The sequence below is a fragment of the Aquibium microcysteis genome (assembly GCF_014495845.1).
In the GTDB taxonomy this organism is placed as follows: Bacteria; Pseudomonadota; Alphaproteobacteria; order Rhizobiales; family Rhizobiaceae; genus Aquibium; species Aquibium microcysteis.
In genome coordinates this window covers 2,161,032-2,173,775 of the sequence record NZ_CP061080.1, presented here as the reverse complement: position 1 = coordinate 2,173,775, position 12,744 = coordinate 2,161,032, and the positions used below count along the sequence as shown (strand labels likewise).

The following is a 12,744-nucleotide window of genomic DNA, read 5'->3' as shown; positions in this document are numbered from 1 at the left end:
AAGGGAGGTACGCAGTGAGCAGCGTCAGCAAACGCGACCGGATTGTTTCCGCCACCGTCGACTTGCTCCTCGACGACGGCCTCCTGTCGGCTCAGACGCGCGCCGTCACCGAGCGCGCCGGCGTGGGCACGGGGCTGCTCAACCACTATTTCCGCTGGCCGGACTTGCGCGCCGCGGCATGGACGAGGATCTTCGACGGGGTCGCCGCGGACATGCGCCGCGACGGGGAGGGTCCGACCGAGGCGCTGGAACGCTTCTTCGCAGAGAGCTTCGCGGAGGCGGCGCGCCCGCTGTGGCGGCTGTGGATCGAGGCGGAGGGGCTGGCCGTCCAGGACCCCCCCATGGCGCTGGCGGTCGCCTCCGCACGGACCGGTCTTCGCAACCGGCTCACGGCGATCCTTGGAGAGGGCGTCGAGCAAGGCGAGTGGATGCTGACGTCGCCTCGCGCCACCGCGCTGCGGCTGGAAGCCATGCGCGACGGGCTCGCCGGCCTTCTCCTGGCGGACGACCCGGAACTCGATGCCGCCGCCGCAAGCGACCTCCTGCGGACGGCTTTTCGGCAGGAGACGGCGCTCAGCCGTTATAATATACACGGCGAAGATTGAACCTGTAGAAATCAAACCAAGTATATTCTAAAACATAGCGGAGCGGTCGCATTTATATTGAATGTCTCTTCGTGTTCATAGTATATTCCCTTTAACTTTCTTGCGTTCTCTATCCCTTTTTGTACCGCGCTATTTGGAACACTGAATACATCAATGTTCGTAAGATCTATCTTTACATGATTTTCATCTAGCCACCTAGGCCCGTCGCCGTGCAGAAACAGAGTTTCGACAAACAAAGCGCTAAGCATTGCCATATGGTCTTTTTCAGCAATTCGTTTTCTGTACTCTAAAAGATATGAGGAATTGTCCGATAGATTCTTTTTTCCGATAAGGAACTCGATAAATATATCTCGATAAAAACGATCTCCGAATGTGTTTGCTTGTATGGCGGCTGTTAGTATTCCGTTGAGGACAGGGCGAAGAACGTTTGCCCCGAACTGTTTCTCACAATTTGCCGTGGCCCTAAACAAGCTTAAAAGAGCATCCCAAATTTCATAGCGAGATGCGGTATTTTTAGCATCAGCAGCTAAAGCAATTAGATGGTGTACCCATGCGTGAATGAACGGCGTATCTTTGTCATGCAGTCCAGTTGAAACCAGAGTTCCTCCTCCAGCTTCGAAGTCGGGTACTTCGTAATGAGAGTATGGTAGAACTTGGCGTCTGAGTCGATTTAGTTCTGCGGCCAAACCCCACTCCGCGAATGGTCCAGAAAACTTTTCGCGTGAAAGCGAAGTGAAACCGATCGAGTAACGCTGCAATGCATAATTTATAGCCATACTGTCTGGAACATTATCATCACCAAATCCTGAATACGCAGAACTTGCTGCAAAAGGATCTCCACGACGGGTATATTCGCCGGAAATCAAATGTGCCATAAAGAATGAAACTTTCTTGTCTTCTTGAAAAGACATAATCTTACGAAGAAATTCTATCTCCGAATCTGCCAGCATCCGGCCATGATCAAATGCTAGAATGATTTTCAATAGTCGTTGTTCAGCTGTTGAGATGTGAGGATCATTGACGCTACTCTCTAGAGCAGATCTAAATTTTCTTTTCCGCGATAACTCCTCCAAAAACTCATGTCTTACGTCGATAGAATCTTTCCAGTCACTAATATTCTCATATACATATGGATACAGGAATCCTCCTGCGGTAGCGGATCCCAAGACGACGGCGGTCTTTACAACAGCTCGTCTGGAATATTTCTCTATTTTAGACCTTTTGTCGTAAATTGTTTCTCTCACATTCTCAGGTATATCTGCGTCAAGGAAAGAAAAATTATAGTAATCCTCATCCACTTTAGATGAATAGTATTCTGATCTATCTTTTAAATGATCAATTACATCTCTTTCTTTAGAAAAAACTCGTATAAAATACTTCCAAGTACTAAATCTCTTAATCGTCATGATTTACCTCCAGCTGGCGCTATTATAAAATAGTATGTCTTTGTTTTGCTTTCAACGGGCAATAAAATGGTAGGCTATTATAAAACAATTATATGCTTATATTTTCATTTAAACGGCGGCATTTCAGAATCGAATCTGACCCGCGCTGCCTCCACCCGCGCCATGTTCTTCAGCGCCCAGTCGCCCAGCGCCTGCACGGGCACCAGCAGTTCGCGCCCCAGATCGGTGAGTTCGTAGTCCACGCGCGGGGGTATGGTGGGGAAGACGGTGCGGGTGACGAAGCCGTCGCGTTCCAGCGCGCGCAGCGTGGTGGTCAGCATCTTCTGCGAGATGCCGCCGACGGCCGAGCGCAGTTCGTTGAAGCGCATCGGGCCGGCGCCGAGGCGGCTCACCACCAGCACGGTCCACTTGTCGCCGACGCGCTGCAGCACGGCGCTCACCGCACGGCAGTCGGCGGTTTCGTGCAGGTGCCTCGGTGTCGCCAAAGTGCCTCCTTGCGGACGATCCGCCCGGTCTCCTAGATAGCCTCGGTATCCATTCGATACCTCTTATCGTTCCCAAAGGAGACTAGCATGTCCAGACCGCGGATTGGAATAGTGATCGGCTCGACGCGCCCGGCGCGCTTCGCCGACAAGCCGGCGCAGTGGATCTTCGACCTCGCGGCCGCGCGCGGCGATTTCGAGGTCGAGATGGTCGACCTGCGCGACTATCCGCTGCCCTTCTACGAGGAGGACCGCTCGCCGGCCTGGGGGCCGCTGAAGGGCGAGGTGGCGCAGGCCTGGCAGAAGAAGGTGGCCTCGCTCGACGGCTACATCTTCACCGCCGCCGAATACAATCGCGGCCCGACCGCGGTGCTGAAGAACGCGCTCGACTACGCCTACAACGAGTGGAACGGCAAGCCGGCCGCCTTCGTCGGCTACGGCGGCGTCGGTGCCGCGCGGGCGATCGAGCAGCTCAGGCTGCATGCCGTCGAACTGCAGATGGCGCCGATCCGCGCGGGCGTGCACATTCTGATGGCCGATTTCGTGGCGCTGATGCAGGGGCAGGCGAAGCTCGGCGAGATCCCGCATCTCGAAGACGGCGCCAAGGCCATGCTCGACCAGTTCGCCTGGTGGGCGAAGGCGCTGAAGGCCGCGCGCGACGCCGACGCGGCGCAGGCGAAGGCCGCCTGACGGGCCGTCCGGCCGGCGCGGCGGCCCCCGTCGCGTCGTCTGCTGCGGCCGGCCGGCGTGGCCGGGACGGCACGATGGTCCGGCGATGCCTGCACCGCCGGAACCAAGCCCGGACCCGGCTGTTCTCCCCGCAGCGAAGGAGAGCGCCGATGTCCAGCCTGCCGAACCCCGACCTGTCCTGGGCCGTACCGGTGATGCGGATGGGCTATGCCGGGCGCGGCCTCGTCTATCTCACGGTTGCCGGCTTCTCCCTCTATGCGATCTGGCGCGGCGGCCGGGCGGAAGGGACGTCGTCGGCGCTGGCCGACCTCGAGAACACCACCGGCGGCGGCATCGTGCTCGCGCTGATCTTCATCGGGATGCTGGCCTATGCCGCCTGGCGCGTGCTCGATGCGATCTTCGATCTCGACGACCATGGCGGCGATGCGAAGGGCATTGCCGCGCGCGTCGCCATCGCCCTGACGGGGCTGTTCCACCTGTCCATCGCGGGCATCGCCTTCTCGCTGCTGTTTGCCGGCGGCGGCTCGGGCGACGGCTCCGACGGGTCGTCGCTGCGCAGCGCGCTGTCGGCACTGATGCAGTGGCCGGGCGGCCGCTGGGTGGCAGCGGCGGCGGGCCTGGCGGTGCTGGGCGCTGCCGGCTATTTCTTCGTCAAGGGCTGGAAGCAGACCTACCGGCGCCACCTCGTCGCCAACCACTTCACCACCCATTGGAACGGCGCGTTGCGCGCCGGGCTGTTCGCGCATGGCGCGGTCGTGGCGATCGTCGGCGGCCTGATCCTCTATGCCGCCTGGGCGGCCGATCCGAACGCGGCCGGCGGCACGCGCGAAGCGCTGTCCTGGCTTACCGGCCAGCCCTACGGGCGCATCCTGGTGGCCGCCGTCTGCGTCGGCCTCGTCGGCTTCGCGCTGTTCTGCTTCGTCAACGCGGTCTGGCGCATCGTTCCGAAAGTCGCCGGAGACACGCTCGAGACGCTGGCCGCCCGGCTCCAGGCGAAGGCCAGAGCCGCGATGTGACGTCGCCTCATCGGCAGGCCCGGTGGCCGTTCCTGCGTTCCTTGATGTCGAAGTGGAAATGGTCCTTGTGGGCGGCATCGTAGCCGGGTCCCAGCACCGTCGAGAAATAGCCGCAGGCGTCGGAACGGACGTTGTTCAGCAGCCCCTTCTCGCGGAAGGCGAACCAGCCGGGTTTGCGCACGTCGATGTCCTTGCCGTTCTTCAGCTCGATGCGCATCACGTCCAGCGCGTTGCCCTTTGCGTGCTCGGAGACCGTGCGGGTGCCGGCGATCGAGCGGCAGGAATAGCTGGAGCCCTGGTGGATGGTCTTGACGCCCGAGAGATAGCGCCAGCGCGCGGCAGGCGCCAGTTCGTCCTCGGTCCATTGCGCGAAGGCCAGCGCCATGTCGCAGGTCAGCGTCGCGGCCGGCTTCATCCCCACATTGCCCGAAAAGCCCGACACCTCCACCGGCCAGTCGATGCCGCAGGACGCCGAATCGCGGATCGGCGCGATGTCGCGGAAGCGCACGCCGAGCCGCTTCAGCTGGCGCCGGCACTGCACCTCCTCGGCAGGCATCACGGCCTCGGTCGACAGCGGTTCGTTGAGCCGCGGATAGCCCGACATGTAGGGGTTCGAGGGCACCAGCGCCTGCAGTCCGCGGGAGGGCAGGGCGGCGGTGCGCACGCCGACGTCGACCTCCGGCCGCAGCGTGTCGGCGACCGAGCAGGCCGAGAGGATGGCGAGCCCGCAGAGAAGGAGGCCCGAGACCACGAAGGTCCGGGGGCGTGCGGCGGCCGGGCGACGGCCCGCCGGGCGAAGGAACGACATACGCATGAACTTCGGTTCCCGTCCGTCAGACGGTCAACCATAGACGGCAAGGGTAAAGGAAAGCTCTGCGCCTGCGTTCACGCCTGTGGCGGAAGGAAGGCCTGGGTCCGTGGGCACCCGGACGGCGCCGCAAGGCCGAAATCCCGAGTCCCGTCAGGCGATTGCCGGCGTCGCCTGAGACGGCGAGTCAGGCTGGCGGACGCGTCAGGCGCCCAGCGCCTCGAGCCCCTCTTCGAGATAGTCGGCCAGCATCGGCATGCCGAGCAGGTAGGTCGCCGTGCGCTTGTTGGCGCGCTCGCGGGCGGCGGCCACCGCGTCCTCCCATTCGGCGGCGTCGTAGTCGCCGCGGCCCACCCAGACCAGCGCGACGAGATCCGCCGCCTCGTCGACGTTGAGGTCGGCGATGAGTTCGCGCAATTCCTCGGCCGTCAGGTCCTGCTCCTCTTCCTCGGCCAGCCCGTCATGGTGGTGGCCGGCATGGGTGTCTTCCAGTTCCACCTCGTGCTCGGCGCCGTCCTGGTAGTCGTCGTTGACCGCGGCGCTGATCGCCTTCGCCTTGAGGACGAACAGGCGCACCGTGTCCGGATCGATCGCCAGGTCCCACTTCTTCTCGACGGTCTTCCGCACGGCTGTCTCCTCGCTCCCGCGCGCCTCGCGGCGCGAACGCATTCTGTCGACAAGATGGTGCGCTGGCAACCGAGCGCGCAGATGCATCCGGACGTTGACAGCCGGTCGCCTGCGGACGAAAGCTCCGCCGCATCGTCACTGACCGGATGCCACCATGGCCGCGCTGCTGTCGCCCAAGATCCTCCCCATCCTGCTGCTCGTCGCCTCGAACGTCTTCATGACCTTCGCCTGGTACGGGCACCTGAAGTTCAAGACCTCGGCGCTCTGGGTGGTGGTGCTGGTCAGCTGGGGGATCGCCTTCTTCGAATACTGGCTCGCCGTGCCGGCCAACCGTCTCGGCCACGAAGTCTATTCCGCAGCCGAGCTGAAGACGATCCAGGAAGTGATCACGCTGACGGTCTTCGCGGCCTTCTCGGTGCTCTACCTCAAGGAGAGCTTCACGGTGAACCATCTGATCGGCTTCGCCATGATTGCCGGTGGCGCAGCGGTCATCTTCCGCGCCTGACCCTCCGTCACGTCAAAGTGAGTGCGTCCGGCACCGCTTTGTTCTAGCTTTCCCGGGATGCGGGCCGCCGGTGCGCCCGGTTCGGAGGGAAGGTTCCTGCAATGCTGAAAGTTCTCATGCATGGCGCGGCGATGGCCGCCGTCGGTCTGGCTCTGTCGTCCGCCCCGGTTTCGGCCGCCGGCGGCGAGTCCACCACGCCCACCTGTCCGAAGGGTCAGGTCTACAACAGCGCCAAGCAGAAGTGCGAGCCCAAGACCAGCGCGGCAGACCCGCAGTCGCTGTTCGAAACCGGACGGGCGCTCGCCTATGCCGGCCGCTACGACGAGGCGATCGCGACGCTGCGGCTCGCCTACGATGCGAAGATGCCCGGCGTCTTCAACATGCTCGGCTATTCCTACCGCAAGCAGGGCAAGCTGCTGGTGGCGCTCGGCTACTACGAGGAAGCCCTGCGTCTCGACCCGAACCACGTGCTGACGCGCGAGTATCTGGGCGAGGCGCATCTGCAGATGGGCGATCTCGCCGCCGCGCGCGAGCAGCTTTCGGAGATCGAGAAGCGGGCCGGCCGCCGGAGCGCCGAATTCGCCGAACTGTCGAAGCACATCGCCGCCTTCGAGGCGCAGAACGGCTGAGACCGCTCCGGGAAGCCGGCCGCAGGCGACCGGCTTCCCGACGTCTGGACGGGCCTTCGGGCCGAGGCCGTGACGGACCGCCCGCGGGCGGCACCGGACCTGGTCGCACGCGCTGCGGCGGATCGCCTTTGACAAGCGGCCGGGCCGCGTCTAACCGGAGGCCGGATCCCGGGGCGCCATCCGTCCCGGCAGCGTGCTGCCGCAATACGGTCCGCGCCGGTTGCCCCGCAGCGGGAGCATCCGGTGCGAAAGTCCTTCCGGAGCCCGCAGACCGGGTCCGGAGACCGCCATGACCGACACTGCCACGCGCCGCGACAATCCCTTCCTCGTGCGCCCCCTGCCGGGGCTGTTCCTGCGCACCGCCGCGCCGATCGTGTTCATCATGGGCATGAACGGCCTGCTGACGGTGGTGGACGCCTATTTCCTCGGCACCTTCGTCGGTGCCGATGCGTTGACTGCGGTCACGCTGCTGTTTCCGGTCTACATGCTGCTCGTCGCGCTCTCCACGGTCGTGGCGAGCGGGCTCGCCAGCGTGCTGGCGCGGCTGCTCGGGGCCGGCGACCATGCCGCGGCGCGGCGGGCCTACGTCGCCGCACACGCGCTGGCGCTCGTCCTCTGCGCGGCCGTCATCGCCGCCTTCCTCGCCGTCGGCGGTCCGCTGACGCTCTGGGTCGCCAACGGGTCGGTCCCGCTTGCCGCGATGGGGCACACCTACATCGCCATCCTCGTCTTCGCCGCGCCGGTGTCCTTCTTCCTCGGCCTCAATGCCGATGCGCTGCGCTGCGAAGGGCGCATGGGGCTGATGGCGGCGACGAGCCTGGTGGCGACGCTCGCCAACGTCGTCTTCAACTATCTGCTGATCGTCGTGTTCGATTTCGGCGTCGCCGGCTCCGCCTGGGGCACGGTGATGGCGCAGACGCTCGCGCTCGCCGCCGTGCTCGTGTTCCGCTTCGCCGGCGACACGCCGATCCCGCTCGCATCGCTGCGGCTCGACGGCTTCAACCGCGACTGGCCGCGCTTCCTGGCGCTCGGTGCGCCGCAGAGCCTGAGCTTCGTGGGCATCGCCTGCGCCTCGGCCGCCATCATCGCCATGCTCCAGCTCTGGGCGACGGACACCTATGCGCAGACGGTCGCCGCCTACGGCGTCATGACGCGCATCCTCACCTTCGCCTTCCTGCCGCTGATGGGGCTGAACATGGCGGTGCAGACCATCACCGGCAACAATTTCGGCGGCGGCCTCTTCCACCGGTCCGATGCCAGCCTGCGGCTCGGGGGCGCGATCGCGCTGGTCTATTGCGCGAGCATGCAGGCGGTCTTCTTCACGCAGGGTGCCGGCCTCGGCCAGCTCTTCGTCGACGACCCGGCCACGATCGCCGAGATCGCCCGCATCCTGCCCATCGCCACCATGGCCTACGTGCTGGCTGGACCCATTCTCGTTCTCGCCGGCTATTTCCAGGCGATCGGGGACGCGGGCAGGGCCGCAGTGCTGTCGATCACCCGCACCTATGCCTTCGCCATCCCGCTCACCTTCGCGCTGCCGGCGCTGCTGGGCGAAGGCGGCATCTGGCTTGCCGGTCCGGCCTCGGAGGTCCTGATGCTCGGCGTCGTGGCGGTGCTGCTCGCGCAGTCGCGCGCCCGAACCGGCTTGCGCTGGGGCGTCTTCCGCGCCTCGGCGGAGGGCTTCGAGAATGCGGCCCCGGCCGCTTCGATGCCGCAAGCCTGACGCAAGGGCCATCCGTGGTAACCTGTCTCACGGCAGGGCGAGGCGAATCAGGCGCATGCGGGGCGACAACGACAATCCGGACGTCGGCGCGGAAGGTTCGTTCCTCCCCTCCGCGCGGGCCGTCTTCCTTCCGACCGTCGTCATCGTGATCGGCTATGCGGTCGTACTGGCGGTGCTGTGGTTCTTCGGCCGCGGAGACGGCGCGCTGGCGCGGCTGTGCCTGGTCGTCCTGGCGGTCGGCGGGCCGTTCCTGATCGCGCACGCCATCCTGCGCCGCTTCACGGTCCGCATCGACGTCATGCCGCACGCCGTCTATGCGCATACCGGCTTTCCCCGCAAGGCTCCCGACGAGATACCCTATGCCCTGATCCGGCGGCTGACGCTGAGGCAGGGTCCTGTCGGCCGCCTCACCGACTCCGGGACGCTGCTGTTCGAGATATCCGGCGGCACCAGCATCATGGTGGCGGATCTGGCTCGGCCGCATCACGCGCTTCGCGTCATAGGCCGCCTGATCGAGGACGCCGCGGTGGGATTCGTGCCCGCCGCTGCCCTCGCGGAACCCGAGGATCAACGGTCGATTCTGCAGCGCTGACGCCCGTTCTGCGTGCCGGCTGCATATTTTGCAGATGAAAATCCGCGGCCCCGCTGCTATATTGTGCTGACTCAGATGGCACGGCTCCGCTGGCAGAGGCTCGCGGACCGTTTTCTTTTTGTGCCGTGCCGCGGATTGCGATGCGATCCGCGGCTGGCGTTGGCGAAGGAAAGGTCGCGTAGATGAACAAGGTCCCGATGACCGCAAGCGGTTTCCAGGCGCTCAAGGAAGAGCTGCGCTGGCGGCAGCAGGAGGAACGTCCCCGGATCATCGAGGCGATCTCGGAGGCGCGCGCCCATGGCGACCTTTCGGAGAACGCCGAGTATCACGCGGCCAAGGAACAGCAGAGCCTCAACGAGGGTCGCGTCGGCGAGCTCGAGGACCTGATTGCGCGGGCCGAAGTGATCGACGTCTCCAAGCTCTCCGGCGACAAGGTCAAGTTCGGCGCGACGGTCGTCATCGTCGACGAGGACACCGAAGAGGAGAAGCGCTACCAGATCGTCGGCGACCAGGAAGCGGACGTGAAGAGCGGCCGCATCTCGATTTCCTCGCCGATCGCGCGCGCCCTGATCGGCAAGGGCGTGGGCGACGCCATTGAGGTCAACGCTCCCGGCGGTGCACGCGGCTACGAGATCATCGACATCTCCTTCCGCTGATCCCGAGGGAGCCCGTGGATCCGACCGAGCAAGCGACCCCGCGTCCCCGCCTGCCGATCGGTGACGTCGACATCATCGCGCCGAACCTGAAGCTGCGCCTGTCGGGCGTCACCAGCACGATCGTCCAGCTGGTACCCGAGCAGGCGCGGACGCTGCGCATCGCGACGATCGGCGGCCGACTGCCGGCCGCCGTCCCCAAGATCGGCTTCGCTTCGCTGCCCGGCCTGTGGCGCCGGCCGGCCGGCCGGCCGTTCCGCATCTGGCACGCCAGGCGCAACATCGAGATGGTGGTTGGCCTGATCCTGCGCGACGTCCTGCGCGCGCCGCTGCGCATCGTCTTCACCTCCGCCGCGCAGCGCCGCCACAAGCTCTTCACGCGCTGGCTGCTGCGCAGGATGGACTGGATCATCGCGACGAGCGCCCATTCCGGCGCCTTCCTGGATGTGCCGCACACGGTCGTGCGCCACGGCGTCGATGCGCGCGACTTCACCCCTCCGGCACAGCCGGGCGGCGATTTCCCCGCCACGGGCCTTCCGGGCCGCCATGCGGTCGGCTGCTTCGGCCGCGTCCGCCACCAGAAGGGGACCGACCTCTTCGTCGACGCCATGATCGCGCTCCTGCCGCGGTATCCCGAGTGGACCGCGGTGATCGCGGGCATGGTCACGTCCGACAACGAAGGCTTCGCCTCCGGGCTGAAGAGCCGGATCGAGGCGGCCGGCCTTTCGGACCGGATCGTCTTCCTCGGCGAGGTGCCCGACATCAAGGCATGGTTCCGGCGCCTGACCCTGTTCGTGGCCCCTTCGCGCAACGAGGGCTTCGGCCTGACGCCGCTCGAGGCGATGGCGAGCGGCGTCGCCTGCGTCACCAGCGACGCGGGAGCCTATGCCGAGATGATCGAGCCCGACGAGAACGGCGCGGTGGTACCGGCCGGAGACGGCGATGCACTTCGCGCGGCGATCGAAACCTACATGGCCGACGTGCCGAAGGCTCTCGCGCATGGCCGGCGGGCGCTCGACCGGGTGCGGACCAGCTTCCGCCTTTCCGACGAAGCCGCCGGTGTCGGCGCCGTGTACGACCGGGTGTGGAGCGGGGCGAGGGCACAGGAAGTGCTCGTCGTCGGGCGCGACAACCACTACGGGCTGGCGCGCGACGTCAAGCTGCTGCGCGCGGCCTTCGGGCTGGAGCGCTCCGGATTTGCTCCCGTCCGCACGCGGGGGATCTTCTCCCGGCTGATGCGCCGGCGCCATGCGCGCACCATCGTGCATCTCGAGCGCGTGCATCCTGCCTGGGTCACTGCCGGCGAGCGCAACCTGCTGGTGCCCAACCAGGAGCGTTTTCCGCGCCGCCAGGCGCACCGGCTGCGCGATATCGACCTCGTGCTGGCCAAGACCGCTCACGCCGCCGGCATTTTCTCCACGCTCGGCCGCCCCACCCGGTTCATCGGTTTCTCTGGCGAGGATCGCCGCGACCTCTCGGTGGAGCGGGACTGGTCGCGCTTCTTTCATCTGGCCGGTGGAAGCACGCTCAAGGGGACCGAGGACGTCGTGGCGCTCTGGCGCAGACATCCCGAATGGCCGCAGCTGGTGCTGGTGCAGAAGGCCGGAAACGCGCCGGGCAGACTGCCGCCGAATGTCGTCCTGATACAGGGCTATCTTTCGGATGCGGAGCTGCGCCGTCACCAGAATTCCTGCGGCATCCATCTGTGCCCGTCGCGCGCGGAAGGCTGGGGCCACCACATCGTCGAGGCGCTGTCGGTGGGCGCGGTCGTCGTGACCACCGACGGCCCGCCGATGAACGAGCTGGTCGGTCCGGACTGCGGCGTCCTCGTTCCGGTCGCCTCGACCGAACCACGCCACCTCGGAACCTGCTACCATGTCGACGTCGCCGGTCTCGAGCGGTCGATCGAGACGCTCATCGGCTTGCCCGACGCGGCCAAGGAAGGGCTCGGCGCGGCCGCACGACGCCGTTACGAGGAGATGGCCGATGGCTTCGCCGAACGGATGAGCGGCCTCGACGTCTGAAGCCGGCGCGCCGTCACTCCTCCGGAAGCTCGGCGCCGCCCTGCAGACGGTAGAGCTTGGCCTCCGTCAGGAAGACGTAGATGCCGAGCAGAGCCGCATAGATGAAGCCGGGAATGCCGCAGAGAAAGTAGCGCTGCAGCAGGTAGATCTTCGCGAACCGCCACAGCGGCCGCAGCACGATGCGCGCCGGCCCGGCCCGCTCGCCCGACGCGCGCTTCTGACGCGCCTTCAGCGTGGCGTAGGCGTTGGCCTTGGCGAGTTCCTCACCCACCGAGAGATTGCGGAAGTGAAGCAGGCGTCCCGCGGGGATCGGCACGACGCTCCCGTCGATGACCAGCCCCTCGTGCAGCAGCGCCGAAAGGTCGTAGCGGGCACGGCTTCGGCGGAACAGCCGGGCATGGCGATGGGTGTGGACCAGACGCGGCGCGTAGCCGTAGCCAGGCAGCCAGTCGCGGCGGCCGACCGAATAGGCGGCGGGCTCCGGCCGGTCGAGCGGCAGCCGGGACATCGCCTGCCGCAGGTCGTCCGACAGGCGCTCGTCGCAGTCGATGCTGAGGCACCATTCGTTGCGGCACTGTTCCAGCGCGAACTGCTTCTGAGCGGCGAAGCCGGGCCAGTCGCGGTGAAAGAGGCGGATCGGCCAGCCGAGCGACCGGTAATGGTCGATCAGGTCGAGCGTTCCGTCGGTCGACCCGGAGTCGACGATGACCACGTCGCCGAAGCCGGCGAGACTGTCGAGACAGGCACCGATTGCCGTCCTTTCGTTCTTGCAGATGATGAAGGCGGAAACGGATCCGAGAGCCGACGCCGTCGACGACGTGTGTGCGGGAGCGCTCGCGACACTCCCTCCGGCTCGACCGACGCCCGGTCTCTCGCCGGAGCCGTTCGGGCCCGAGCCGTTCATGTCCATTGTCTGCCCACTGTTCTGCACCCTTCCACAGGATTTGTTTCCGTTCCGTCCTCGCCGCGGGCGGATGCGCGCGA

General features: G+C 65.5%; 14 protein-coding genes and 1 pseudogene. 10 read left to right on the top strand and 5 right to left on the bottom strand.

Annotated features, from left to right (window positions below; genetic code table 11):
- Positions 1-14: 14 nt before the first annotated feature.
- On the top strand, positions 15-605 hold the full coding sequence (locus IAI54_RS10025) for a TetR family transcriptional regulator C-terminal domain-containing protein (RefSeq protein WP_210321231.1): 591 nt from the start codon (positions 15-17) through the stop codon (positions 603-605).
- An 11-nt stretch (positions 606-616) separates the two neighbouring features.
- Here the strand turns inward: IAI54_RS10025 and IAI54_RS10020 are convergent, their stop codons facing one another.
- Positions 617-2,011, bottom strand: coding sequence for a hypothetical protein (locus tag IAI54_RS10020; RefSeq protein WP_187972201.1), 1,395 nt, complete (start codon positions 2,009-2,011; stop codon positions 617-619).
- A 104-nt stretch (positions 2,012-2,115) separates the two neighbouring features.
- Entirely contained in the window at positions 2,116-2,496 is a 381-nt protein-coding gene (locus tag IAI54_RS10015) for a winged helix-turn-helix transcriptional regulator (protein ID WP_187972200.1), read from the bottom strand.
- An 87-nt stretch (positions 2,497-2,583) separates the two neighbouring features.
- Here IAI54_RS10015 and IAI54_RS10010 point away from each other — a divergent pair, with 87 nt between their 5' ends.
- Both IAI54_RS10010 and IAI54_RS10005 read left to right on the top strand, forming a co-directional pair.
- Positions 2,584-3,183, top strand: coding sequence for an NADPH-dependent FMN reductase (locus IAI54_RS10010; RefSeq protein WP_187972199.1), 600 nt, complete (start codon positions 2,584-2,586; stop codon positions 3,181-3,183).
- 149 nt (positions 3,184-3,332) lie between these two features.
- Positions 3,333-4,199 carry a DUF1206 domain-containing protein gene (locus IAI54_RS10005; protein WP_235679317.1) on the top strand — a complete coding sequence of 289 codons (867 nt, stop codon included), beginning with the start codon at positions 3,333-3,335 and terminating at the stop codon, positions 4,197-4,199.
- A gap of 7 nt (positions 4,200-4,206) precedes the next feature.
- Here IAI54_RS10005 and IAI54_RS10000 read toward each other — a convergent pair whose 3' ends face one another.
- Both IAI54_RS10000 and IAI54_RS09995 read right to left on the bottom strand, forming a co-directional pair.
- A complete protein-coding gene (locus IAI54_RS10000; RefSeq protein WP_235679316.1) occupies positions 4,207-5,013 on the bottom strand; it encodes an extensin-like domain-containing protein in 807 nt (268 codons plus the stop codon).
- Positions 5,014-5,211: 198 nt separating this feature from the next.
- The gene (locus IAI54_RS09995) at positions 5,212-5,676 is read right to left on the bottom strand and encodes a DUF3775 domain-containing protein (protein WP_420838271.1); all 465 of its coding nucleotides are present in this window, start codon (positions 5,674-5,676) and stop codon (positions 5,212-5,214) included.
- A gap of 112 nt (positions 5,677-5,788) precedes the next feature.
- Between IAI54_RS09995 and IAI54_RS09990 the strand changes: the two genes are divergently transcribed.
- From IAI54_RS09990 to IAI54_RS09960, 7 genes and pseudogenes are all read left to right on the top strand, one after another.
- Positions 5,789-6,139 carry a DMT family protein gene (locus tag IAI54_RS09990; protein WP_187972197.1) on the top strand — a complete coding sequence of 117 codons (351 nt, stop codon included), beginning with the start codon at positions 5,789-5,791 and terminating at the stop codon, positions 6,137-6,139.
- 101 nt (positions 6,140-6,240) lie between these two features.
- Entirely contained in the window at positions 6,241-6,768 is a 528-nt protein-coding gene (locus IAI54_RS09985; RefSeq protein WP_187972196.1) for a tetratricopeptide repeat protein, read from the top strand.
- A 289-nt stretch (positions 6,769-7,057) separates the two neighbouring features.
- Positions 7,058-8,491 (top strand): MATE family efflux transporter, encoded by a 1,434-nt coding sequence (locus IAI54_RS09980; protein WP_187972195.1) that lies wholly within the window; start codon positions 7,058-7,060, stop codon positions 8,489-8,491.
- Between the two features lie 55 nt (positions 8,492-8,546).
- On the top strand, positions 8,547-9,083 hold the full coding sequence (locus tag IAI54_RS09975) for a PH domain-containing protein (protein ID WP_187972194.1): 537 nt from the start codon (positions 8,547-8,549) through the stop codon (positions 9,081-9,083).
- 182 nt (positions 9,084-9,265) lie between these two features.
- The gene (gene greA / locus IAI54_RS09970) at positions 9,266-9,739 is read left to right on the top strand and encodes a transcription elongation factor GreA (RefSeq protein ID WP_187972193.1); all 474 of its coding nucleotides are present in this window, start codon (positions 9,266-9,268) and stop codon (positions 9,737-9,739) included.
- 50 nt (positions 9,740-9,789) lie between these two features.
- Positions 9,790-10,839: pseudogene (locus IAI54_RS09965) on the top strand (glycosyltransferase family 4 protein); the annotation flags it as partial.
- A gap of 132 nt (positions 10,840-10,971) precedes the next feature.
- Positions 10,972-11,760, top strand: a complete 789-nt coding sequence (locus IAI54_RS09960) for a glycosyltransferase (protein WP_235679392.1) — start codon at positions 10,972-10,974, stop codon at positions 11,758-11,760.
- A gap of 13 nt (positions 11,761-11,773) precedes the next feature.
- Here the strand turns inward: IAI54_RS09960 and IAI54_RS09955 are convergent, their stop codons facing one another.
- Positions 11,774-12,664, bottom strand: coding sequence for a glycosyltransferase family 2 protein (locus IAI54_RS09955; RefSeq protein ID WP_187972192.1), 891 nt, complete (start codon positions 12,662-12,664; stop codon positions 11,774-11,776).
- Between the last annotated feature and the right edge of the window lie 80 nt (positions 12,665-12,744).

What these genes read in the sequence shown, in the direction of transcription:
- IAI54_RS10020 (WP_187972201.1), bottom strand. Translation starts at nt 2,011, where the DNA reads ATGACGATTAAGAGATTTAGTACTTGGAAGTATTTTATACGAGTTTTT.
- IAI54_RS10010 (WP_187972199.1), top strand. Translation starts at nt 2,584, where the DNA reads ATGTCCAGACCGCGGATTGGAATAGTGATCGGCTCGACGCGCCCGGCG.
- IAI54_RS10005 (WP_235679317.1), top strand. Translation starts at nt 3,333, where the DNA reads ATGTCCAGCCTGCCGAACCCCGACCTGTCCTGGGCCGTACCGGTGATG.
- IAI54_RS10000 (WP_235679316.1), bottom strand. Translation starts at nt 5,013, where the DNA reads ATGCGTATGTCGTTCCTTCGCCCGGCGGGCCGTCGCCCGGCCGCCGCA.
- IAI54_RS09995 (WP_420838271.1), bottom strand. Translation starts at nt 5,676, where the DNA reads ATGCGTTCGCGCCGCGAGGCGCGCGGGAGCGAGGAGACAGCCGTGCGG.
- IAI54_RS09990 (WP_187972197.1), top strand. Translation starts at nt 5,789, where the DNA reads ATGGCCGCGCTGCTGTCGCCCAAGATCCTCCCCATCCTGCTGCTCGTC.
- IAI54_RS09985 (WP_187972196.1), top strand. Translation starts at nt 6,241, where the DNA reads ATGCTGAAAGTTCTCATGCATGGCGCGGCGATGGCCGCCGTCGGTCTG.
- IAI54_RS09980 (WP_187972195.1), top strand. Translation starts at nt 7,058, where the DNA reads ATGACCGACACTGCCACGCGCCGCGACAATCCCTTCCTCGTGCGCCCC.
- IAI54_RS09975 (WP_187972194.1), top strand. Translation starts at nt 8,547, where the DNA reads ATGCGGGGCGACAACGACAATCCGGACGTCGGCGCGGAAGGTTCGTTC.
- greA (WP_187972193.1), top strand. Translation starts at nt 9,266, where the DNA reads ATGAACAAGGTCCCGATGACCGCAAGCGGTTTCCAGGCGCTCAAGGAA.
- IAI54_RS09960 (WP_235679392.1), top strand. Translation starts at nt 10,972, where the DNA reads ATGCGCCGGCGCCATGCGCGCACCATCGTGCATCTCGAGCGCGTGCAT.
- IAI54_RS09955 (WP_187972192.1), bottom strand. Translation starts at nt 12,664, where the DNA reads ATGAACGGCTCGGGCCCGAACGGCTCCGGCGAGAGACCGGGCGTCGGT.